This window comes from Aeromicrobium sp. REDSEA-S32_B7 (assembly GCF_001626145.1).
GTDB lineage: Bacteria > Actinomycetota > Actinomycetes > Propionibacteriales > Nocardioidaceae > Aeromicrobium > Aeromicrobium erythreum.
The window spans coordinates 1-19,185 of record NZ_LUNF01000001.1; the positions used below are offsets into that span (position 1 = coordinate 1).

General features: G+C 74.5%; 23 protein-coding genes. 15 read left to right on the plus strand and 8 right to left on the minus strand.

Features of this window, described 5'->3' with window-relative positions:
- From A6Q79_RS00005 to A6Q79_RS00035, 7 genes are all read left to right on the plus strand, one after another.
- The coding region (locus tag A6Q79_RS00005) for a D-alanyl-D-alanine carboxypeptidase (protein ID WP_317695104.1) at positions 1–302 on the plus strand (302 nt) is incomplete at its 5' end.
- A gap of 105 nt (positions 303–407) precedes the next feature.
- Positions 408–1,556 carry a peptidoglycan-binding domain-containing protein gene (locus A6Q79_RS00010; RefSeq protein ID WP_317695107.1) on the plus strand — a complete coding sequence of 383 codons (1,149 nt, stop codon included), beginning with the start codon at positions 408–410 and terminating at the stop codon, positions 1,554–1,556.
- Positions 1,557–1,618: 62 nt separating this feature from the next.
- On the plus strand, positions 1,619–2,236 hold the full coding sequence (locus A6Q79_RS00015; RefSeq protein ID WP_286690835.1) for a hypothetical protein: 618 nt from the start codon (positions 1,619–1,621) through the stop codon (positions 2,234–2,236).
- Positions 2,237–2,316: 80 nt separating this feature from the next.
- Positions 2,317–2,490: a hypothetical protein gene (locus A6Q79_RS00020; protein ID WP_253027306.1), complete on the plus strand. Its 174-nt coding sequence runs from the start codon at positions 2,317–2,319 to the stop codon at positions 2,488–2,490.
- A 3-nt stretch (positions 2,491–2,493) separates the two neighbouring features.
- Positions 2,494–3,732: a cupin domain-containing protein gene (locus tag A6Q79_RS00025; protein ID WP_202967676.1), complete on the plus strand. Its 1,239-nt coding sequence runs from the start codon at positions 2,494–2,496 to the stop codon at positions 3,730–3,732.
- A gap of 7 nt (positions 3,733–3,739) precedes the next feature.
- Positions 3,740–4,645: a sucrase ferredoxin gene (locus tag A6Q79_RS00030; RefSeq protein WP_317695120.1), complete on the plus strand. Its 906-nt coding sequence runs from the start codon at positions 3,740–3,742 to the stop codon at positions 4,643–4,645.
- Positions 4,646–4,686: 41 nt separating this feature from the next.
- Positions 4,687–5,502, plus strand: coding sequence for an exonuclease domain-containing protein (locus A6Q79_RS00035; protein WP_286690833.1), 816 nt, complete (start codon positions 4,687–4,689; stop codon positions 5,500–5,502).
- Here the strand turns inward: A6Q79_RS00035 and A6Q79_RS00040 are convergent.
- The 4 genes from A6Q79_RS00040 to A6Q79_RS00055 form a co-directional block, all read right to left on the minus strand.
- A complete protein-coding gene (locus tag A6Q79_RS00040; protein ID WP_289016990.1) occupies positions 5,499–6,365 on the minus strand; it encodes an alpha/beta fold hydrolase in 867 nt (288 codons plus the stop codon). The genes A6Q79_RS00035 and A6Q79_RS00040 overlap by 4 nt on opposite strands.
- Before the next feature lie 71 nt (positions 6,366–6,436).
- Positions 6,437–7,249: a 1-acyl-sn-glycerol-3-phosphate acyltransferase gene (locus tag A6Q79_RS00045; RefSeq protein WP_286690633.1), complete on the minus strand. Its 813-nt coding sequence runs from the start codon at positions 7,247–7,249 to the stop codon at positions 6,437–6,439.
- Positions 7,246–7,947 carry a lysoplasmalogenase gene (locus tag A6Q79_RS00050; protein WP_286690632.1) on the minus strand — a complete coding sequence of 234 codons (702 nt, stop codon included), beginning with the start codon at positions 7,945–7,947 and terminating at the stop codon, positions 7,246–7,248. Before A6Q79_RS00050 ends, A6Q79_RS00045 begins: the two co-directional genes overlap by 4 nt.
- Before the next feature lie 9 nt (positions 7,948–7,956).
- A complete protein-coding gene (locus A6Q79_RS00055; protein ID WP_286690631.1) occupies positions 7,957–8,922 on the minus strand; it encodes a sensor domain-containing diguanylate cyclase in 966 nt (321 codons plus the stop codon).
- A gap of 136 nt (positions 8,923–9,058) precedes the next feature.
- Between A6Q79_RS00055 and A6Q79_RS00060 the strand changes: the two genes are divergently transcribed.
- From A6Q79_RS00060 to A6Q79_RS00070, 3 genes are read left to right on the plus strand one after another with little or no spacing between them, the layout of a single operon-like run.
- The gene (locus A6Q79_RS00060; RefSeq protein ID WP_317695132.1) at positions 9,059–9,973 is read left to right on the plus strand and encodes an acyl-CoA dehydrogenase family protein; all 915 of its coding nucleotides are present in this window, start codon (positions 9,059–9,061) and stop codon (positions 9,971–9,973) included.
- 13 nt (positions 9,974–9,986) lie between these two features.
- On the plus strand, positions 9,987–10,748 hold the full coding sequence (locus A6Q79_RS00065; protein WP_286690629.1) for an SDR family NAD(P)-dependent oxidoreductase: 762 nt from the start codon (positions 9,987–9,989) through the stop codon (positions 10,746–10,748).
- 33 nt (positions 10,749–10,781) lie between these two features.
- Positions 10,782–11,549 carry an enoyl-CoA hydratase/isomerase family protein gene (locus A6Q79_RS00070; protein ID WP_286690628.1) on the plus strand — a complete coding sequence of 256 codons (768 nt, stop codon included), beginning with the start codon at positions 10,782–10,784 and terminating at the stop codon, positions 11,547–11,549.
- 39 nt (positions 11,550–11,588) lie between these two features.
- On the opposite strand, the gene A6Q79_RS00075 is transcribed toward A6Q79_RS00070, so the two are convergent.
- The gene (locus A6Q79_RS00075; protein ID WP_317695141.1) at positions 11,589–12,116 is read right to left on the minus strand and encodes a TetR/AcrR family transcriptional regulator; all 528 of its coding nucleotides are present in this window, start codon (positions 12,114–12,116) and stop codon (positions 11,589–11,591) included.
- 64 nt (positions 12,117–12,180) lie between these two features.
- On the opposite strand from A6Q79_RS00075, the gene A6Q79_RS00080 reads away from it, so the two are divergent.
- Positions 12,181–12,849: a hypothetical protein gene (locus tag A6Q79_RS00080; RefSeq protein ID WP_144433806.1), complete on the plus strand. Its 669-nt coding sequence runs from the start codon at positions 12,181–12,183 to the stop codon at positions 12,847–12,849.
- Positions 12,850–12,899: 50 nt separating this feature from the next.
- On the opposite strand, the gene A6Q79_RS00085 is transcribed toward A6Q79_RS00080, so the two are convergent.
- Positions 12,900–13,478 carry a TetR/AcrR family transcriptional regulator gene (locus A6Q79_RS00085; RefSeq protein WP_067860278.1) on the minus strand — a complete coding sequence of 193 codons (579 nt, stop codon included), beginning with the start codon at positions 13,476–13,478 and terminating at the stop codon, positions 12,900–12,902.
- A 134-nt stretch (positions 13,479–13,612) separates the two neighbouring features.
- On the opposite strand from A6Q79_RS00085, the gene A6Q79_RS00090 reads away from it, so the two are divergent.
- Complete coding sequence (locus tag A6Q79_RS00090) at positions 13,613–16,093, plus strand: BTAD domain-containing putative transcriptional regulator (protein WP_317695149.1); 2,481 nt, start codon at positions 13,613–13,615, stop codon at positions 16,091–16,093.
- Positions 16,069–16,539 carry a hypothetical protein gene (locus A6Q79_RS00095; protein ID WP_317695151.1) on the plus strand — a complete coding sequence of 157 codons (471 nt, stop codon included), beginning with the start codon at positions 16,069–16,071 and terminating at the stop codon, positions 16,537–16,539. Before A6Q79_RS00090 ends, A6Q79_RS00095 begins: the two co-directional genes overlap by 25 nt.
- Here the strand turns inward: A6Q79_RS00095 and A6Q79_RS00100 are convergent.
- The gene (locus A6Q79_RS00100) at positions 16,523–17,188 is read right to left on the minus strand and encodes a CHAP domain-containing protein (RefSeq protein WP_286690625.1); all 666 of its coding nucleotides are present in this window, start codon (positions 17,186–17,188) and stop codon (positions 16,523–16,525) included. The genes A6Q79_RS00095 and A6Q79_RS00100 overlap by 17 nt on opposite strands.
- Positions 17,189–17,358: 170 nt before the next feature.
- On the opposite strand from A6Q79_RS00100, the gene A6Q79_RS00105 reads away from it, so the two are divergent.
- Positions 17,359–17,940 carry a M23 family metallopeptidase gene (locus A6Q79_RS00105; RefSeq protein ID WP_067860270.1) on the plus strand — a complete coding sequence of 194 codons (582 nt, stop codon included), beginning with the start codon at positions 17,359–17,361 and terminating at the stop codon, positions 17,938–17,940.
- Positions 17,941–17,994: 54 nt separating this feature from the next.
- Here the strand turns inward: A6Q79_RS00105 and A6Q79_RS00110 are convergent, their stop codons facing one another.
- Positions 17,995–18,834, minus strand: a complete 840-nt coding sequence (locus A6Q79_RS00110; RefSeq protein WP_286690624.1) for an SDR family oxidoreductase — start codon at positions 18,832–18,834, stop codon at positions 17,995–17,997.
- Between the two features lie 80 nt (positions 18,835–18,914).
- Between A6Q79_RS00110 and A6Q79_RS00115 the strand changes: the two genes are divergently transcribed.
- Positions 18,915–19,185, plus strand: a 271-nt coding sequence (locus A6Q79_RS00115) for an Rrf2 family transcriptional regulator (protein WP_317695158.1), incomplete at its 3' end; no start/stop codon positions are given.

The following is a 19,185-nucleotide window of genomic DNA, read 5'->3' on the forward strand; positions in this document are numbered from 1 at the left end:
TGCGCGCGGCCTCGGCGCGGGCGGCCACCGCGCCGCTGCTGGCCGACCTCCCGGTCGGCGGGTTCACCGGCACGCTCGCGAACCGGTTCGGCACCGACTCCGCCGGTCGCGGCCTGGTCCGGGCGAAGACCGGCACGCTGACCGGCGTGCACTCCCTCGCCGGCTACGTCACCGACCGCGACGGCACGCCCCTCGTCTTCGCCGTCATGACCGACGACACCGACGACGTGAACCCCTTCGTCACGCAGGCCGCGATCGACGACGTCGCGGCTGCGCTCGCCGGCTGCTCCTGCGGCGGCTGAAGAACAGTCCTGTAGTTCTGGCGTTCTCGTGGCAGGAGTGACGTGTGGGACGCAGGATGGTGGTCCCGCCGGGTGGGGAAGCCCGACGGGTCGAGGGAGATCATCATGCGCAGGCTCGGGCTCGCGTGTGTCGCCGCACTGTTGTGCGCGACCACGCTCACCGTCATCAGCGGCACCACGTCGACGGCGGCATCGTCGACCCCGGTGGCGTTCCCGTCGAAGCCGAAGGGGCTCAAGGCGCCCGTGACGCTGCCGAAGGACGTCGACCCGGCCTCGGCGTACGTGCCGCAGGTGGCCTGCCAGCCCGGCACGCCACGCGGCGTCGCGCTGACGCGTGACCTGGTCATGCGCACCTACGGCGTCGGCGGCGCGGGGAACACGGCCCGCAGCTGCACCGAGGGGGTCTCCGAGCACGCCGACGGCCGCGCGTGGGACTGGATGGTCGACGTCACGAAGCCGTCCGAGCGCGCCGCGGCGGCGGACTTCCTGGCCTGGCTCACGAAGGACGGCGGCACGAACGCCCGACGGCTGGGCGTCATGTACGTCATCTACAACGAGAAGATCTGGGCGATCTACCGGGCCAAAGAGGGCTGGCGACCCAGCTCCGGCCACCGCGACCACGTGCACGTCTCGTTCAGCTGGAACGGCGCCCGGGGCACCACCAGCTTCTGGACGGGCAAGGTCCAGCCGGTCGACTACGGCCCGTGCGCCCGGTACAGCGGCCAGCCCGGCGTCGTGAACGGCCAGGCGCGCACGAGTCCCTGCCCCGCGCTCACGGCGCTCGTGCGCAAGACGTCGCGCAGCACCGAGGAGCTCGGCTCGCGCGCGGCGACCGTGCGTTCGGCGCAGACCGCGCTGGGCGTCAAGGTCACCGGCACGCTCGACACCACCACGCGGTCCGCGCTCGCGCGCTACCAGAAGGCGCACGACCTGCCGCCCACGGCGACCCTCGACCAGCCGACGTGGTCCTCGCTCGTCCCGGCCAGCACGACCTGGGACGCTGCCGGCTCGATGACGTCGAGCGAGGCGGCGCGCTACGGCGCGAAGAACTACCCGACCACCCTCGGTCCGTGGGCGACGGGCAAGTCCGTGCTGGTGCTGCAGGTCGCGCTCGCGGTGCCGCGCGCCGACCGCAACGGCTACCTCGGGCCGCGGACCGTCGCCGCCGTCAAGGCGCGGCAGCAGGCGCTCGGTCGCCCGGTCACGGGTCGCTGGTCGAAGGCCGACTGGGCGGCGCTGGCAGCAGCCTCCTGACCTGCGACGACGCCGTCGCCGTTGGACTGGTGCACGGCCGCCGGCCGCGCGACGATGGGTCCATGAGCGACGACCAGGTGCAGCGACCGGCCCGCGACGACCACGACGTCGACCGCAGCCACGGCAAGGACGAACGACGCTACGTGCCCTCCGAGGTCGACCCCAAGCGATGGGTCAAGCGCCTCGCGGCCGTGCTGGTGGGCGTGGCCGTGGTCTACCTGCTGGCCCTCGTGGCGGGGGCGTTCTTCCCGCGCTGGTGGGCGCAGCGCGTGGCCGACCAGGTCAACGGCGACATCACGAGCGGCGTCCTGTGGGGGCTCTTCTACGGGTTCGTGTTCACCATCGTGCCGCTGCTCGTCGTCGTGCAGCTGCGCCGGCGGTTCTTCAACTGGACCTGGCGCGGGATCCTGCTCCTCGTGGCCGTCGTGCTGGCCGCCCCCAACTGGTTCACGCTGTCGATCGTCGTCGGAGCCGGCAGTGCCGCGCACGCCGGCGAGCGGATCCTCGACGTCGACGCGCCGGGCTTCCGCGTGGCCAGCGCGATCGGTGCGGTGGGAGCCGTCGCACTCGTCGTCATCCTCACCGTCACGGGCGCGCTGGCCCACCGTCGCAGGCGCCAGGTGCGCGACCTCAAGGGTCAGCTGCACGAGCGCGACGAGCGTCCCGGGACGGGCGCCTGACGCCGAGTTGCGACGTCCGCGCACGGTGCCAGGCTGGGTCTCGCGGCACCCGCCGCGTACCCGACTCGAGGAGGAACCTCATGAGCGAGCAGAACCTTGAAGGACCCGCTGACGGTGGCGCCGAGGGCACCCCGGGTGTCCAGGACGGCGGCGCTGACGGTGGCGCCGAGGGCCCCGCTGACGGTGGCGCCGAGGGCACGCCGGGCGTGCAGGACGGTGGCGCCGACGGTGGCGCCGACGGCTCGGCGCACTGAGTCGTGACCACCACCGAGCAGGGCGGGCCGACCGGGACGACGTCACCTGACGTCGCCCCCGGTCGTCCGGCCCTGCGTCGGCTGGTCGTCGACCCCGTCGGCTTCGCCGCCGACACGTGGGGTCGGGCGCCGCTGCTCACCCGCGCGGCCGACCTGCCCGGCGCCTTCGACGACCTCTTCGGCGAGACCGCGGTCGACGACCTCGTCTCCACCCACGGCCTGCGTACCCCGTTCCTGCGGGTCGCGAAGGACGGCAGCACCCTGCCCACCCGCGCCTTCACGTCCGGCGGCGGCGTGGGTGCCGGCATCGCCGACCAGGTCGACGACACCCGCCTCACGGCACTGTTCGCCGACGGCGCCACGCTCGTGCTGCAGGCCCTGCACCGCACCTGGCCCCCGGTCGTGGCGTTCGCCCAGCAGCTCGTCGCCGACCTCGGCCACCCCGTCCAGGTCAACGCCTACGTCACGCCGCCGCAGTCGCGCGGCTTCGACGACCACTACGACGTGCACGACGTGTTCGTCCTGCAGATCTCCGGCGCCAAGCGCTGGCGCATCCACGCCCCCGTCCACGAGGCGCCCTTGCGCGACCAGCCCTGGACCGACCGTCGCGAGGCCGTGCGCGCCGAGGCGGAGCGCGAGTGCCTCATCGACGAGGTGCTCGAGCCCGGCGACGTCCTGTACCTCCCGCGCGGCACCCTCCACGCCGCGACGGCGCTCGGCGACGTCAGCACGCACCTGACGTTCGGCGTCCACACCTGGAACCGCCACCACCTCGCCGAGGAGGTCGTGGCCGCGGCCCTGGCTGCGGTCGCCGACGACCCCGACGTCCGCACGTCGCTGCCCCTGGGCGTCGACGTCGCCGACCCCGACGACCTCCACGCCCACGCCGAGCTGGTGCGCGACCGGCTGCTGGCCGCCGTCCGCGCCGTGCCCACCGACACGCTCGCCGCCGCGCTCGGGGGGCGCGACGGCACGTCGGGCCGCGCCGCACCCGTGGGTCCGCTGGCGCAGCTGCGCCTGGCCCAGGGGCTCACCGACGACACCGCGCTCGTGCTGCGCGGCAGCCTGGCGGCGCACGTCGCGGACGGGCACCTGCGCGGCCGGGGGGTCGACGTCGACGTCGCCGACCTCGAGGCCGACGTGCTCCACGGGCTGCTCGACGGCCAGGTGGTCACCGTCGCCCGTCTCGGGCACGAGACCGCGCGCCGGCTCGTCGCCGCGGGCGTGCTCGTGGCGGCCTGAGCCGCCCGTGGCCGACCTCGACGACCTCTGCGCCGCGCGCGCCCGCGTGCGCGCCGACCCCCTCCCGGGCACGGCGCTGCACGTGCAGCGGCTGCTGCTCGTCGAGCACCAGGGCCCGTGGCCGTTCCACGCGCTCGAGTCCGAGGGGCTGGACCCCGACGTCGTGGCCCGGCTCGTCGAGGCCACCCGCGAGGCGGGCGGGCGGGCCGTCCTGATCCGCCGACCGGGGCGCCGCAGCGACGCCGACGGTCCCCGCGCGTGGGCCGTCGTCGACGTCCCCGCCGGCCGGCTGCGCTGGGGCACCTGGACCGAGCCGGCGGACCTGCTCGACTCGTGCCCCGTGCTGCGCGAGCCCGCCGACCACGACGGCTGGACCGACGAGCCGGCCGTGCTGGTGTGCGCGCACGGACGCCACGACACCTGCTGCGCCGTGCGCGGTCGTCCGGTGGCCGCCGCGCTCGCCGAGCGGTTCGGCGACGCGGTGTGGGAGTGCAGCCACGTGGGTGGCGACCGGTTCGCGGCGAACGTCGTGGTGGTGCCCGACACGACCTACTACGGCGGGCTCGACGACGACACGTCGCTCGACGTCGTCGCCGAGCACCTCGCCGGGCGCGTGACCCCCTGGGCGCTGCGCGGCAGCAGCGCGATGCCGCCCGTGGCGCAGGCGGCCGCGGTGGCGGTGCACGAGCGGTGGGGGCCGGGGGGCCCGCGCGACGTGCAGTGCGTCGAGGTGACCGCGCTGGCCGACGACCGCTGGCGGGTGCGCCTGTCGTGCGACGGCATCCTCCCGCCACGGGTGGTCGCCGACGTGCGCGCGGTGCAGCGCGAGGCCGCCGTGCTCACCTGCCAGGCACCTCGGGCGACGTCGGCCCGGGCGTTCGTGGTCGACGCGCTGGAGCCCGACGGCCGGTGAGCCTCCCCGGAGTTGTCCGTCCCGCCGCCTAGCGTCGGGCCGTGCGCACCAACCGGTTCGAGGGCTTCTGCGCCGCCTGCACCCTCCACGTGCTCGCGGGAGCCGGCCGGCTCACCGGCACGCCGGGCGCCTGGCGCACGTGGTGCGTCGCCTGCGCACCCCGCCCGCCGGCACGGGGCGGGCACGACGGGTGGCACCGGCTGCCGCTCGCCTCGCTCGACCTCGAGACCACCGGCACCGACGCGCTGCACGACCGCGTGGTGAGCTTCGCGCTGCTCGACGAGCCCGGCTTCGAGATCACCGGCCTCGTCCGGCCGGACGTCCCCGTGCCCGAGGCAGCCGCCGCCGTCCACGGCATCACGGACGCGATGCTGCAGGACGCCCCGACGTCGGCGGAGGCGCTGCCGGTCGTGCTCGACTGGCTCGCGACGCTCGCCGAGCGCCGGGTGGGTCTCGTGGTGTTCAACGCCTGCTACGACCTGTCGATGTTGCGCGCCGAGGCGCGCCGGCACGGGCTCGCCGAGCCCGACTGGGAGCGGTTGCTCGTCGTCGACCCGTACGTCGTCGACTGGGGGATCGAGCGTGGCGCGCTGGGTCGTCGTCGCCTCGGCGACGTCGCCGCCTACTACGGGGTCGCGCTCGACGGTGCGCACGACGCCACGTGCGACGCGGTCGCCGCGCGACAGGTGGCGGTCGAGCTGGCGGCCAGACACGCCGACGTCGGCACGCTCGACCTGGAGCAGCTCATGCACGCCCAGCGCGGGTGGTACGCCGAGCGCGCGGAGGACTGGAACGCCTACGCGCGGCGGGTCGGCCGCGACCTCGACGACCCCGCCGGCTGGCCGCTCGTCGGCTAGATGGGCCGGGGGGCCTCGGGGTCGACGCCCCGGACACGGTCCAGGATCGCCGTCGCGGCCGCGTCGGGCGCCTGCTCCGGTATCCAGTGCGTCACGCCCTCGAGCACCTCGTACCGGTAGTCGGCGCTCACGTGCGCGCCGCACGTGTCGGCCCCGGCCCGACCGATGGCGAGGTCGTCGTCGCTCCAGACGAAGGTGGTCGGCACGTCGACCGACGGCAGACCCGCCAGCTCCGGGGTCATGGCGCGGTACCAGCCGAGCGCCGCGGTGAGCGCCCCCGGCTCCTGCAGCTGCGCGACGTAGGCGTCGACGAGGTGCTGGGGCACGACGCCCTGGTACATGGCGCGGAGCCGGCGGGCGTCGTCGGCGAGCAGGAGGTCCTCGGCCGTCCCCTCCTGGCGGAACAGCCGGATGTAGGAGCCGCGCTCGCGGGCGTCGGCGTCGTGGGCGAGCGCCGCGTTGTAGGCGGCCAGGTGCGGCACCGAGAAGGTGGTCAGGGTCTCCAGTCGGTGGCCATGATGCGCGGCGACGTACCACGCGACGGCCGCGCCCCAGTCGTGCCCGACCAGGTGGAAGCGGTCGAGCCCGAGCGCGTCGGCGAGGCTCACGACGTCCTGCGCCAGGCGGTCGGTGGCGTACGCCGCGACCTCCGCCGGCCGGGCGCCGGGGGAGTAGCCCCGCTGGTCGGGGGCAACGACGCGCAGGCCGGCGTCGGCGAGCGCGGGTACCACGGACGACCACGAGAGCGACGTGGTCGGGAACCCGTGCAGCAGCACGACCGGCGTCCCGTCGTCTGGCCCGGCGATCCGGACGTCGAACGTGAGGTCGCCGATCGCGACGGCAGTGGTCTCGGAGAAGGCCATGAGCACATCGTGGCGCACGAGAGGGGCTCCTGCGCCTCGTCGTCCCCAGGACACGCTGGCGGGTCGCCGGGTCAGTCCGAGGGAGCGCCCGCGCGCTCGAGTGCCGCGCGGTCGAGCGCGGCGCCGGTGGCCACGTCGGGAGCGGTGCCGCCGCGGTCGGCGTGGACCCACCACCGGTCGGCCTCGGACCGCGGCTGTTGCGGGTAGTGCTCGACGGCGTCGTCGAGCAGCCGCTCCAGCGCCTCCCTGAGCCGCGCCGTCAGCTCCGCCACCGACTCGCCCTCACGCGGCAGGAGCGGCTCGCCGACCACGACGTCGACCGCCACCCCGCGGCGCAGCGTGCGACGTCCGTCGACCGTGAGCAGCCGGTGCCCGCCCCACACGACGCAGGGCACGACGGGGACGACGACCCCGGTCGTCCGGGTGGCGTGCAGGGCGAGCGCTGCGGCCCCCGGCTTCAGCCGCTTGATGCGGAACGAGCGCGAGATGGTGGCCTCGGGGAAGACCCCCACGACCTCGCCCGACGTCACCAGGCGCCGGGCGTGGCGGTAGGCGCTCGCACCCGTCCAGCGCTCGACCCGCACGTGCCCCATCGCGCGCATGAGCCGGCCGACGACGGGGGCGTCGAAGACCGACGCCTTGCTCATGAACCGCACGAGTCGTCCCCGCTGGCGCGCCGCCCACTCCAGCAGCACGAAGTCGAGGTAGCCGGTGTGGTTCGCGGCCAGCACCGCGGCACCGTCGCGCGGCAGGTGCTCGAGCCCACGAGCCCGCAGCCGCACGCCCCACGCACGCAGCAGCAGAGCGCCGGCGCGGTTCACCCAGCGATAGGTCAGGTCGGTGCTGTGCGTCGCCCGTGCGGGTCGGGTCGGGTCGGGTCTCACGTCAGGGGTTCGCCGCTGGGCTGACGGAGGACGGGCCCGCTCGTGGACAGGTCGCCCGACACGCGCAGCGCGCCGGCCGTCAGCAGCGCGATCGCCGCGCCGTAGAGGACCATGACGGCCACCGACACCGTGGCCGACCCCGGGTCGACGCGGCCTGCCTCGCCCAGGGCGATCAGCCCGTCGGAGATGAGGAACAGGGCACCCCCGACGCCCGCCAGCACGTCGACGCACGACGACGTGACGGCGGTCGCGAGCAACAGCACGGCGTAGACCGGCACGACCGGACGCAGGTCGGCGGCGAGGCCGCCCCACGCCCACGCGACGAGGGCGACGCCGGCGAGGAGATACGTCGTCACCAGGAGCGGGTGGGGGCGACGCTCCCGCACCGCACCGGCGCGCACGAACAGCGTGACGAGGCAGACGTGGGCCGCTGCGAAGGAGGCCATGCCGGCGACGAACAGCCCCTCGACCTCGAGCAGGAGGTCGCCGCCGAGGCACAGCACGAGCGCGGCCACGAGCAGCCCCGGACCCCGCGCGGCGACGACCCACGCCACGAGCACAGGTGCGAGCAGGCACTTCGTGACGCTGTCCCACGGGCTCGCGTCGGCCGCGAGGAGCACCAGGTGCACCGACAGCACGGCGACGAACGCGACCAGGAACGGGATCCCTCGCCACCCGCCGCTGTGCCGCTCGTCCATCGGCGCAGGCTACCCGGCGGCGGTGTCGGGCTCGCGTCGTGCGGCGCGGCGGGCCCGCTTGTCCTCGTACATCGACCGGTCGGCGCGTTGGAACGCCAGGTCGACCGGCTCGTCGCCGGGGAAGACGAGCGACCACCCGAAGGAGGCCTCCACGCCCTCGTGCTCCAGCGCGTCGCGGTAGCGCTGCAGCGTCCGGCTGAGCAGCCTCGGCGACACGTCCTCCACCAGGACGACGAACTCGTCGCCGCCGTACCGCGCGAGGGTGTCGTGCGCGCCGCGGGCCCTGGTCAGCGCGTGCGCGGTGCGCTGCAGGAGGGTGTCGCCGGCGGCGTGCCCGTCGCGGTCGTTGACGTCCTTCAGGCCGTCGAGGTCGCACAGCACCACCGCGGCGAGGTCGCCGTACGCGCTCGCTCGGACCCCGGCGTCGGCGAGCACGGAGTCCCATCCACGGCGGTTGACGAGGCCCGTGAGCGCGTCGGTCTGGGCCAGGGCCTCCGCGGTGCGCCGCTCGCGGTCGTCGCTCTCGGCCCGGCGGGCGAGCGACAGGTGCGCGCCGAGCAGGTCGCCCAGGACGGCGAGCAGCTCGGCGTCGACGTCAGCACCGTCGAGCGGGTCGACGCCCAAACCACAGAGCATGCCGAACATCTCGCCCTCGGGGTCGCGGATCGGCACGCCGGCGTAGCTGCGGGTGGCCCCGATGCGCAGGTCGCTGTACTGCGGGTGCGTGGTCACGTCGTCGACGATCGCGTCGGCCCCGAGGTCGAAGGCCCGGTGGCAGTAGGACTGGTCCCACGGCCGACGGTCGCCGACCCGCACGAGCGTGCCGTTGGTGGTGTGCAGGAAGACCTGCTCGCCCTCGATCCGTCGGTTGACCGACCAGTCGCTGATCGGCGTGCTGCGCCTCAGGTACTCCACGACGCGGTTCGCGACGGCGCTGAAGGTGTCGGTCCCCGTGGCGGGGGAGAGCGGCTCCATGACGACCATCCTGCCAAGGTTCCGGCCGCCTGCTGGTCGAGTTCCGCCGAAGACATCGAGGCAGTACCAAAGAGGGAGCGACAGTATCCGTCCTGGTACGCTGACGTCGTCGTCCCCCGTCGCCGGAAAGGTCGCCATGCCCGCCGATCGTCTGATGCCGACCCCCGAGTCGGCCGACCTCATCGCCCTCACGCGCGAGCTCGTCGACGACAAGCTGCGCCCGCGCGTCGACGAGGCCGAGCGCACCGCGACGTTCCCGCGTGACGTCTTCGCGCTGCTGGGCCGTGCCGGCCTGCTGGGCCTGCCCTACCCCGAGGAGCTCGGCGGCGGAGGCCAGCCGTACGAGGTCTACCTGCAGGTCGTCGAGGAGATCGCCTCGGCCTGGGCGGCCGTCGGCGTCGGGGTGAGCGTCCACGCGCTCTCCTGCTTCGGGCTCGCCGAGGCCGGCACCGACGAGCAGAGGCAGCGCTGGCTGCCCGACCTGCTCGGGGGTGACCTGCTGGGTGCCTACTGCCTCTCCGAGGCGCACGCCGGCTCCGACCCGGCCGCGATGCGGACCAAGGCGGTCCGCCAGGGCGACGACTACGTCATCACCGGCGCGAAGGCCTGGACCACCCACGGCGGGCAGGCCGACTTCTACAAGGTCATGGCCCGCACGTCCGACGAGAAGGGGCGGGGCATCTCCTGCTTCCTCGTCCCGGCCGACGCCGAAGGCCTCACGGCCGACGTGCCCGAGCAGAAGATGGGGCTCATGTCCTCCACGACGGCCACGATGCTGTTCGACGGAGTCCGGGTGCCCGCGGAGCGACGGCTCGGCGCCGAGGGTCAGGGCCTGGCCATCGCACTCGCCGGCCTCGACGCCGGCGAGGAGGGTCTCGACGCCGAGCACGAGCAGGCCGCCGCCGCCCTCGACGAGGTCGAGGAGCTCGGCGGCGCCGGCTACACCAAGGACTTCCCCGTCGAGCGCTACATGCGCGAGACCAAGGTCATGCAGATCTTCGAGGGCACCAACCAGATCCAGCGGCTCGTCATCAGCCGGCACCTGAAGTAGGAAGAAGGAACCCATGCAGCTCACCGGAACCTCCGCCGTCGTCACGGGTGGCGCGTCGGGACTCGGCGCCGCGACCGCTGCCGAGCTGGCCGCCGCCGGCGCGGCCGTCGTGGCGGTCGACCTGGCGCAGTCCATCGAGAAGGCGCCCGACGTCGAGGGCGTCACGTACGTCGAGGCCGACGTGACCGACGAGGCGCAGGTGCGCACCGCCGTCGCGGCCGCCTCGGAGCAGGCACCGCTGCGCGTCGCGGTCAGCTGCGCCGGCATCGGCACCGCCGGTCGCGTGCTCGGCAAGGGCGGCCAGGGCATCCACGACCTCGGCCTCTTCGCGCGCATCGTCAACGTCAACCTCGTGGGCACCTTCACCGTGCTCGCGGTCGCGGCCGAGGCGATGGCCGCCACGGAGCCGCTCGAGCACGGCCAGCGCGGCGTCGTCGTCAACACCGCGTCCATCGCGGCGTTCGACGGCCAGATCGGCCAGGCCGCGTACTCGGCGAGCAAGGGCGGCGTCGTCGGCATGACCCTGCCCACGGCCCGCGACCTCGCGCAGTACGGCATCCGTGTGAACACGATCGCGCCGGGCATCATCGACACCCCGATGCTCGCCACGGTCGGCGAGGAGATCCGCGCCGCGCTCGCGAAGGGCGTGCCGTTCCCGCAGCGCCTGGGCCGCCCCGACGAGTACGCGCAGCTCGTCCGGATGATCGTCGAGCACGACTACCTCAACGGCGAGACCATCCGCATGGACGGCTCGCTGCGCATGGCCCCGCGATGAGCGAGGCGGCGGACGCACCGGGACACTGGGCCCATGACTGACGCCCCCGTCCTGCTCACGGTCGACGACGGCGTCGCCCACGTCGAGCTGAACCGTCCGGACGCCTCCAACACGATCGACCTGCCCTTCACGGCCGCGTTCGCCGACGTGCTCACGCAGGTGCGCGACGACGACGCCGTTCGGGTGGTGCTGCTCACGGGTCGGGGTCGGATGTTCTGCGCCGGCGGCGACCTCGGGGCGATGGACGCGGCGCCCGACCGCTCGGCGTTCCTGCAGGAGCTCGCCGACGCGCTGCACGTCGGCGTCCGGCTGCTCGACGGGCTCGAGAAGCCGGTCGTCGTCGGGGTGCAGGGTGCGGCGGCGGGCGCCGGCCTGTCGCTCGTGCTCGGCGGTGACCTCGTGGTGGCCGGCCGGTCGGCCGCGTTCGTCACCGCCTACACGTCGGTCGGCCTGACACCCGACGGCGGGCAGTCGTGGCTGCTCCCGCGTGTGGTGGGCCTGCAGCGCGCGCTGGAGCTCACGCTGACGCCGCGCCGGCTCTCCGCCGAGGAGGCGCAGGAGTGGGGGATCGTCACGCGCGTCGTCGACGACGAGGACGTCGCCGGCGAGGCGCACGCGCTGGCCCGGCGTCTGGCCGACGGTCCCGCGCGGGCGTTCGGCCGGGCGCGTCGGCTCGTGCGCAACTCCTTCGGGACGCCGCTGTCGGAGCAGCTCGACCGCGAGGCGCGCACCATCGCCACGTCGGTCGCGGAGCCCGAGAGCGCGGCCCTGATCACGCGGTTCCTGTCCCGCGGACGCTAGCGGCTCGGCCCGGCCGGGCCCGTCGTGGCGCGAGGGGCGTCAGGTGCGGCCGGCGGCCTGGGCCAGGACGGGCTGGATGCACAGCTGGAGCACGTCGACCAAGGTGTCGACGAGCTCCTCGCGCGTGCGGGCGCCCGGGTCGGCGAGCCAGCGTGAGACGACGGCGTCGGCCAGGCCCACCAGTCCCGTCGCGTAGACGTCGCGGAGCGCGGGGAGCGCCCGGACGAAGTCGTAGAGCGGTCGGTGCTCGAGCACGAAGTCGAGGTAGGCGTCGATGGTGCCGCGCAGGCCGGCCTCCACGCCGTCGTCGGTGGTCATGCGCACGATCACGTGGTCGAGCAGCATCGACACGATCCGGTCGGCGACCGCGACGTCGAGGTCGTGGCGGTGGTCGAACTGGCGGTAGAGCACCTGCCGGGTGACGCCGCAGGCGCGGGCGATCGACTCGACCGGTGCGTCGGCGCCCTCGGCGTCGATCACCGCGACCGCCCGCTCGACGATCTCCTCGCGGCGTTGCTCGCGGTGCCCGGCCCAGCGGCTCGCGCGTCCGTCCCCCGTCGTGGTCATGGCCACAGCCTAACCGCGATGCTGTGACAGCGTGTAACCGTTACAGTGCGTAGCAGTCACCATCGTGCTGGAGGTCCTGATGAACCCGTTCGCGTCCATGCCCGCCTGGGCCGCCCGCGTCGTCGCCGTGCAGCTGATCGCCGTGCTGACCATGCTGATCGTCGGCCTGGTGATCCTGCTCCCGTTCCTCCCGCGCCTCGCCGCCGCCGGGGTCGCGCTGCCCGAGCTCACCGAGTCCGCCGAGCGGTCGCCGCGCACGCTCGACCAGGTCGAGCGCATCGACGGCAACGTCGCGCGCGTGGTGCCGCCGGTGCTCGAGGCCGTCGCGGTGCTGCCCGAGGTCGGCGACCAGCTGACGCAGCTGCTCGACGTCGCCCGCTCCCTCGGCGCGACGGCCGACGGGGTGGTGTCGGCGGCCGACCGCGTGGCCGGCGCGGCCGAGCCGCTCGGCTCCGTGGGCGGCGACATCCGTGCCCTGCGTGAGCAGATCGACGGGCTGGAGTCCCAGCTCGCGTCGCTGCAGGGGCTGCAGGAGCCGATCGACTCCCTCGCCACGTCGGCCCGGCCCCTGCCCGGCCAGCTGGAGCAGCTCACGGCGGCTGCCACCGCCATCGCGACCGTCGCCGACGTGCTCGACCAGCTGGTCGGCTCGATCGGCCGCATGGAGCAGCACGTCGCCAACCTCGACCGCAAGACCGGCCCGGTCCTGCTCCCGGACCTCACCTCCCGCTAGCCCCTCCCGCAGTCCAGCCCTCTCCACAGGATGCGGAAGAGGAGACGGGGTCAGGTGGTGCGGGTGGCGTGGTCGACGAGGACGGCCAGCTGGTGGAAGGCGGCAGCGTCGTCGAGGCCGGTGTCGGCCTCCACGGCACCGCGGTGGATGGCCTCGAGCACGAGCCCGGCGACCGAGCCGACGAAGCGCGGGTCGAGCCGACGTCGGCCCGACGCCTCCACCAGCTCCTTGACCCGCTGGGCCGCGAGACGGACGTTGTTGCGGTAGACCTCGCGGGCCGGCTCGTAGGCGTCGAGGTCGGCGAAGTACGTCGGCCCGGCGGGAGCCAGCTCCTCGGCGATCGCGTCGAGGTAGACGCTGATCCGGCGTCCACGGTCGGGCTCGGCGGCCACCCGTCGCTCGACGGCGTCGGTCGAGCGCCGGAACGACTCGCGCACCGTGGCCTGGATGATCTGCTCCTTGCTCGGCGCGACGACGTAGAGCGTCGACTTCGAGCAGCCGAGTCGCCGGGCGAGGTCCTCCAGGCTGAACACCAGGAAGCCCTCCGCGTGGAAGAGCGGGATCAGCTCGTCGAGCAGCGACTGGCGGCGCGCGTCGTCGCGGGCAGCGACGCTCGTCGGACGGACCATACCCCGACCCTACCGCGGCCGAGTACCCAAGACGCCTCCTCAGTACCCTCGATGCGCGCCGACGGCACCACTGCGCGTCCCAGGGAGCGGATCTGCGCTGGGGTGACGGGGCGTCCTGCGGCTAGGGTCCTGACGTGGACTGCTCGGGGGACAGGGTCGTGCTGACCGTGCTCGCGGGGGTCACGCTGCAGTGCGACGGTGCACCCGTCGCGCTGTCGAGCCTCGAACGCGCGCTCCTCGCCGGGCTCGCCGTGGGAGCCGGGTCCTCCAGCGACACGCTCGTCCGCTGGCTGTACGACGACGCCCCACCCACCTCGGCGCGCAACCGGGTGCAGGCGCTCGTCTCCGGCCTGCGCCGCAAGTGCGACGCACCCCTCGTGCGCACGGCGGCCGACGGCTACGTCCTCGACGACGGCGTCACGACGGACGTCGGACGGCTGCGAGCGTGCCGCGACCGCGCGCGGGCGCGGGCGCAGCGCTCGGAGGTGGGATGTCTCGACGACTTCCGGACCGCGCTCGACCTCGTGCCCGAGGAGGTCCTGCTCGACGTCCGTCCCACGTCGGCCGTGGAGCTCGAGCGCACGCGTCTCGCGGCCGAGCGGCTCGGTCTCTGGGAGGAGCACGTGGCCGCGGCGGTCGCGCTCGGCCGCGCCGACACGGTCGTCGCCGACCTGGCCCTGCTGACCGCCCTGCACCCGTTCCACGAGGGCCTGCTCGCCCACTCCGTGCTGGCGCTCGCGTCGGTGGGGCGTCGCGAGCAGGCGCTGCGGGTCTACCGCGAGGCGTTCGAGCGGCTCGACGTCGAGCTGGGGGTCGAGCCGTCGGACCTGCTGCGCTCCGCGCACGCCCGGGTGCTGGAGGGCGACGTGGTGCCCGTGCGGGCGTCCGACGTCACGACCGTGCCCGGTGCCGACACTGCACTGCGCCGACCCACGGCGCCCCGGACGCTGCCGCGGCGCTCGCCGGGCTTCGTCGGCCGCGCGCACGAGCTGGAGGCGGTGCTCGGCGCCGCCCAGCAGGTCGACGACGGGCCGGTCGTCGTGCACCTGACGGGGCTGCCGGGGATGGGCAAGTCGACGCTCGCGGTCGAGGCGGGCCATCGCCTGCGCGACCGCTTCCCGGACGGCTCGCTGCACCTCGACGCCGGTCGCACACCGACGGGTCCGGACGCCGGGGCGGCCCTCGGCACCTTCCTCCGGCTGCTGGGCACGCACCCCGAGGCCGTCCCCGCCGACGTCGCCGAGCGAGCCGCCCTCTACCGCAGCCTGCTGCACGAGCGACGGGTCCTCGTCGTGCTCGACGACGTGGGAGCGGACGTCGCAGCGCCGGCCCTGCTCGACCTGCTGCCGGCGTCGGCGGGCTCCATGGCCGTCGTCGTGTCGCGGCGGGACCTGCCGTGGCTCGACGCGGACGTGCGCGTGCCGGTGGGCTCGCTCTCCACGGGTGCGGCCCGCGAGCTGCTCGTCCGCGAGCTCGGGTCGGAGCGGGTCGAGCGCGACCAGGCCGACGCCGACCGGCTGGTGGTCGCGCTCGGTGCCGCGCCCCTCGCCCTGCGGCTCGCGGCCGGGCGGGCACGGCAGCGACCCGACGTGGCGCTGGGCCGCCTGGCCGACCGGCTCTCCACCGGCGACGACGGCACCATGGCCTCGATCGCGGCGAGCCTCGCGGAGGTGTGGGAGCAGCTGCCCGGGGAGGTGCAGGAGGCGGCCCACCGCGTGGCCCGGCTGCGACTGCCCGCGTTCAGCGCCTGGGTGCTCGGGGCGCTGCTCGGCGACGACCACGCGGGGGAGCGGGCGATCGACGCCCTGAGCGCGCTGCACCTCGTCGAGCCGGTGCGGCACCTCGGGCAGGCGACGCAGTTCAAGTTGCACGACGTCGTCGCACGGTTCCTGCGCGGCACCGACACGCACGACGACGACACGTCACCGGCGGAGCGGGTGGCGGCGCTGTTGCTCGAGCGGGGACGTCCGGCGCACCGGGCCCACCCGACGCAGCTGCTCCCCGAGCCCCCGGACGGTGCTCGCCCGACGTCGCAGGCCACGACGTCGCAGGACGCGGCGCAGAGGTGGGACCGGACGTCGGCGGTGCGGTTCTTCGCGACGGAGAACGCGACCGCTCGGGTGCTGGCCTCCTCGCTGGCGTCGCACCGACCCGACCTCGCGTGGCGGCTCCTGGTCCTCGTCGCACCCGCGCACCACGGCGCGCCGGCCGAGGAGGACTGGGTGGCGTGCCTCGACCTCGTGGGCGGTGTCCTCGGGCGCGCCGCGCCCGACGACGTCGACGCGGCGACGGGCCGTGCCTTTCTCGACCTCTGCCGGGCCTGGCACCTGCAGGCCCGCGCCTCGTCGTCGGAGCAGGCCGGACGCCTGGCGGAGTCGGCGGCGGCCCGGCTGGTCGACGCCGGTCACCCGCGGGCCGCGGCCGCCGCGCAGGTGGTGACGGCCGCGGCACCGTGCACAACGACTACGACGAGAACGAGGCTGCGGCGGTGGCCTTCGCGCAAGCGCGGGCGCTGCTCGAGCCGACCGCCGCCCGGGCGGGATACCGCCAGGCGACGCTGGAGCTCTCACGGTCGTACCGTCGCCTCGGGGTGCTCGGTGAGGCGCAGAAGCTGATCCTCGAGGTGGTCGGCCTGCTCGAGGACGACGGGGACGACTACGACCGCGGCTACGTGCTGGACGCCCAGGCCGAGGTCGCGGTCGCGCTCGGACGGGGCGCCGACGGTGTCGAGCTCGCCCGCAGCGCGCGGGCGTGGGCCGTCCGGTCGCGCGACGCCTTCGTCGCCGCCCGCGCCCGCCGCACCCTCGCGGGAGCGCTGCGCCTGGAAGGCCGACCGGCGGAGGCGGAGGCGGAGCTGCGCCTCGCGGTGACCGAGCTGACCGCCTTGGGCCGCCAGCTCAGCGCGGCCGCGGCCTGGCGTGCTCTCGCGGCCCTGCTGGACGATGCCGGGCGCACGGAGGAGGCCGCGGAGGCCCTCCGGCTGGAACGGGAGGCCTCCGCGGCTGCTCAGGCTGGGGGAGCGCCCCCTGGCGCGTCCCCCGTCCTCACTCCGCCGACGTGAAGCCGCGGAACGTCTTGTCCTTGATCGTCGGTCCGTCGCCGTCCCAGAGGTAGTACTTGTAGCCGATCTCGTCGCCGCCGACGTTGCCCTCGACGGTGTAGATCTTGTTGCCGTTGACCTCGACGACCACGCCGACGTGACCGCCGCCCGCGTTGTTGTTCTTCCACACGAGCACGTCCCCCGGGAGCGGGCGCGCGGTCGACGACGCCGAGAAGGGCTTGAAGCGCGATCCCGTCTGGTCCGCCCAGTTCTGCGAGCCCGGGTAGTACTGCGGGATGGCCGGGAAGTCGGACTTGGACGGGACCAGACGGTTGGTCCAGGCCCAGGCGGCGAAGTAGCCGCACCACTCCTGGCCGTTGTAGTTGTTGAACAGGTTCTTGTTGGTGTTGCTGCCGCCGTACTCGAACAGGTTGCGGTCCTGCACCGGCGTGCTGTTGCGCTTCGTGCCATAGCGGTCGATGTACGGCAGGGGCTTGCCGAGCGCCCACATCGCACGCTCCACCACGGCCTGGCGGTTCGCGGAGATCGCCGTGGCGGACGACGTCGAGCTGGTGCCGGCGGTGTCGGCGTGCGCGGGCCCGGCGACGGCCGGTCCGGCGAGGAGGGCCGCTGCGGTGAGGGCAGCGGCGGCGAGACGGGTGCGCTTCATGAGGTGTCCTCGGTTCGTAGGTGCCTGGCGACGCCGTCCGCCGCCGTGCCTCAGCCTGCCGAGCGCCGCTGCGAACTCGCTGCGAACGGCTCGGAGCGTGATCGCAGAGCGCGTCGGCAGGCTCTCGTCATCGGCGCGACGGGGGTCGCGCCACGACACCAGGAGGACGGATGAACCGACGACGGACGATCGCCCTGACGGTCGCAGCAGCTGTGCCCGCGACCCTGCTCGCCGGCTCGCTCGCGGCTGCCGCCCACGCGGCACCCACGGCGAGCGAGGCGACCGCGTCGCAGGCCCGGCCACCGCTGCAGGTGCCCTTCCGCTGCGGCGAGGCCTGGCCGGTGAAGACGTACAGCGACCACACGCCCAACCGCCTGGCGGTGGACTTCAACATCGCCGGGTCGTCCGACGCCGGGCGTCCCGTGCTGGCGAGCGCGTCCGGCAAGGTCATCGGCGTCTCGAAGAAGTACACGAGCTACGGCCACGCGGTGGAGATCGACCACGGGAACGGCTGGCGCAGCTTCTACGCCCACCTGCAGGAGGACAGCATCGCCGTCTCCGTGGGGCAGCAGGTCTCGCCGATCACGCAGATCGGTCGCGTCGGCAGCACCGGCAAGAGCACCGGACCTCACCTGCACTACGAGCAGCGTCAGGTGGTGGACGGCCGGTCGGTCCTGCGCCCCGTCATCCTCAACGGGCACGCGTTCAACTACGACAAGACGGGCACGCAGACGTTCACGCGGCCCTGCTGACCTGCCGCCGTGCGGCGCCGTGGACCCCTGAGCCCGGCGCCGCACGGTCGCGCGTCAGGCGACGACGTCCTCGACCGGGGTGGCGGGACGCCCGGTGAGGTCCTCCACGGCCGAGGAGACGGCGGCGAGCCGGCCCTCGCGGATGGCCGTGCCGAACGAGGCGAGCAGGTGGGCGACCGGCGTCGGCAGGCCGGCCTGCTCCAGCCCGGCCACGTAGGCGGCGTCGTCGACCTGGACGACCTCGACCGGCTCACCACGACGCTGCGCCGCGAGCGTCGCGACGTCGTCGGCCGTGATCGCGCGCGGGCCCGTGACGTCGAGCGCGACGTCGTCGAGCTCGGTGCTCAGCAGCGCCGCGACCGCGGCGGCGGCGCAGTCGGCGCGGGTCACGTAGGCGGCACCGCCGTCGCCGGTGTTGGTGACGTACTGGCCCGACGCGGCGGCCTGCGCGATCGTGTCGGCCTGCATGTCGGCGTAGAGGTTGTTGCGCAGGAACGTCCAGCGCAGACCGCTCTCGCGCAGGTCGCGCTCGGTGGCCACGTGGTCGGGGGTCACGGCGGCGGGGTTGTCGTCGGAGGGGTCGACGACCGAGGTGTAGAGCACGCGGCGCACGCCGGCGGCCTTCGCGGCCTCGACGGCGCGGCGCTGGCCCTCGACGCGGCTGCCGACGGCGTCGGTCGAGACGAGGAGCAGCTCGTCGACACCCTCGAACGCGGTGGCGAGCGTGCTCGGGTCGTCGAAGTCGGCGGCGCGCACCGTGACGCCGGGACGCTCGAGCTTCTCGGGGGAGCGGGTGAGCAGGACGACGTCGGACGGGTCGGCCTGCTGGAGCAGGAGGTCGGCGGCGAGCGAGCCGAGCTGGCCCGAGGCTCCGGTGATGGCGTAGGTGGTCATGGCATCCCCATTCGTGTGCAGAGTGATTGCGGTTGTAGTAACTATAACCATACTGATCACGGATGTGCCAGACTGGGGGCATGGCCAGTCCGCAGAGCACCCAGTTCGCCGTCGCGGTGCACGTGCTGACCTACCTGGCCGGTGCGGGTGCCGGGCCGGGGGCTCAGCCGGGTCGCCTCGTCGGGGCCACCGAGCTGGCCGCCAGCACCCAGGTGACGGCCGTCCACGTCCGGCGCGTGCTCGCGCCGCTGCGCGAGGCGGGGCTCCTGACCTCGACCCCGGGCGCCCACGGAGGCTGGCGGCTGCTGGTCGACCCCGCCGACATCCGGCTCGACACGGTCTGGCGCCTGG

Bases quoted from the DNA above. Each gene is read 5' to 3' on its own strand.
- A6Q79_RS00010 (WP_317695107.1), top strand. From the start codon at position 408: ATGCGCAGGCTCGGGCTCGCGTGTGTCGCCGCACTGTTGTGCGCGACC.
- A6Q79_RS00015 (WP_286690835.1), top strand. From the start codon at position 1,619: ATGAGCGACGACCAGGTGCAGCGACCGGCCCGCGACGACCACGACGTC.
- A6Q79_RS00020 (WP_253027306.1), top strand. From the start codon at position 2,317: ATGAGCGAGCAGAACCTTGAAGGACCCGCTGACGGTGGCGCCGAGGGC.
- A6Q79_RS00040 (WP_289016990.1), bottom strand. From the start codon at position 6,365: ATGGCCTTCTCCGAGACCACTGCCGTCGCGATCGGCGACCTCACGTTC.
- A6Q79_RS00050 (WP_286690632.1), bottom strand. From the start codon at position 7,947: ATGGACGAGCGGCACAGCGGCGGGTGGCGAGGGATCCCGTTCCTGGTC.
- A6Q79_RS00055 (WP_286690631.1), bottom strand. From the start codon at position 8,922: ATGGAGCCGCTCTCCCCCGCCACGGGGACCGACACCTTCAGCGCCGTC.
- A6Q79_RS00060 (WP_317695132.1), top strand. From the start codon at position 9,059: ATGCCCGCCGATCGTCTGATGCCGACCCCCGAGTCGGCCGACCTCATC.
- A6Q79_RS00065 (WP_286690629.1), top strand. From the start codon at position 9,987: ATGCAGCTCACCGGAACCTCCGCCGTCGTCACGGGTGGCGCGTCGGGA.
- A6Q79_RS00070 (WP_286690628.1), top strand. From the start codon at position 10,782: ATGACTGACGCCCCCGTCCTGCTCACGGTCGACGACGGCGTCGCCCAC.
- A6Q79_RS00075 (WP_317695141.1), bottom strand. From the start codon at position 12,116: ATGACCACGACGGGGGACGGACGCGCGAGCCGCTGGGCCGGGCACCGC.
- A6Q79_RS00085 (WP_067860278.1), bottom strand. From the start codon at position 13,478: ATGGTCCGTCCGACGAGCGTCGCTGCCCGCGACGACGCGCGCCGCCAG.
- A6Q79_RS00100 (WP_286690625.1), bottom strand. From the start codon at position 17,188: ATGAAGCGCACCCGTCTCGCCGCCGCTGCCCTCACCGCAGCGGCCCTC.
- A6Q79_RS00105 (WP_067860270.1), top strand. From the start codon at position 17,359: ATGAACCGACGACGGACGATCGCCCTGACGGTCGCAGCAGCTGTGCCC.
- A6Q79_RS00110 (WP_286690624.1), bottom strand. From the start codon at position 18,834: ATGACCACCTACGCCATCACCGGAGCCTCGGGCCAGCTCGGCTCGCTC.